This is a genomic window from Dubosiella newyorkensis (assembly GCF_001945605.1).
In the GTDB taxonomy this organism is placed as follows: Bacteria; Bacillota_I; Bacilli_A; order Erysipelotrichales; family Erysipelotrichaceae; genus Dubosiella; species Dubosiella newyorkensis.
This window is the reverse complement of sequence record NZ_MPKA01000105.1, coordinates 1-884: the sequence shown is the minus strand read 5'-3', so window position 1 is coordinate 884 and position 884 is coordinate 1. Positions and strand designations below refer to the sequence as shown.

General features: G+C 49.5%; 3 protein-coding genes. All 3 read left to right on the top strand.

The annotated features are described in order from the left end of the window. Positions 1-102: 50S ribosomal protein L36 (gene rpmJ, locus BO225_RS10515; RefSeq protein WP_076342175.1), on the top strand; the 102-nt coding region annotated here is incomplete at its 5' end. A gap of 11 nt (positions 103-113) precedes the next feature. After that, a complete protein-coding gene (rpsM, locus tag BO225_RS10510; protein ID WP_076342174.1) occupies positions 114-479 on the top strand; it encodes a 30S ribosomal protein S13 in 366 nt (121 codons plus the stop codon). 16 nt (positions 480-495) lie between these two features. Beyond that, positions 496-884, top strand: a 389-nt coding sequence (gene rpsK, locus BO225_RS10505) for a 30S ribosomal protein S11 (protein WP_076342173.1), incomplete at its 3' end; no start/stop codon positions are given.

Here is an 884-nt window from a genome sequence, read left to right as displayed (position 1 = left end):
TCTGTCAAACCAATCTGCGACAAGTGCCGAGTGATCCGACGCAAAGGTCGTGTAATGGTGATCTGTGAAAATCCAAAACACAAACAGAGACAAGGAAACTAGTAGGAGGAACAATGGCACGTATTGCAGGAGTAGATATTCCAAACGATAAAAGATCCGTAGTGTCTTTGACATACATCTACGGGATCGGGAACACGACAGCCAAGAAAGTCTTGGAAGCGGCTGGCGTGAGCGAAGATAAGCGCATCAAGGACTTGAGCGAAGACGAACTGAACAAGATCCGTAAAGAGATCGACAAGATCAAGGTCGAAGGAGATCTTAGAAGAGAAGTGCAGCTGAACATCAAGCGATTGATGGAGATCGGCTGCTATAGAGGGATCCGACACAGAAAAGGACTACCAGTGCGCGGACAAAGAACGAAGACGAACGCAAGAACGAGAAAAGGGAAGGCAAAAACAGTTGCCAACAAGAAGAAGTAGGAAAGGAGAGTAACACATGGCCAAAGTACAAAGAACAAGAAAACGTCGTGTCAAAAAGAATATTGCCCGAGGATGCGCGCATATTCACTCGACTTTCAACAACACGATCGTAACGATCACAGACGAAGCGGGAAACGCGATTTCCTGGAGTTCGGCAGGCGCGCTTGGATTCAAGGGAAGCCGAAAGAGCACACCATACGCAGCGCAGATGGCGGCGGAAGCAGCCGGAAAAGCGGCGATGGATCACGGAATGAAAAATGTGAGCGTAGAGGTCAAAGGACCAGGACCTGGACGTGAAGCGGCTGTACGGGCGCTGCAGGTAGCGGGCTTGAACATCACGATGATCAATGATGTCACACCGATCCCTCACAATGGATGCCGTCCACCAAAAAGACCTCGCGGATA

Excerpts from the sequence above, each read along its gene's own strand:
- rpsM (WP_076342174.1), top strand. The coding sequence starts at position 114 with ATGGCACGTATTGCAGGAGTAGATATTCCAAACGATAAAAGATCCGTA.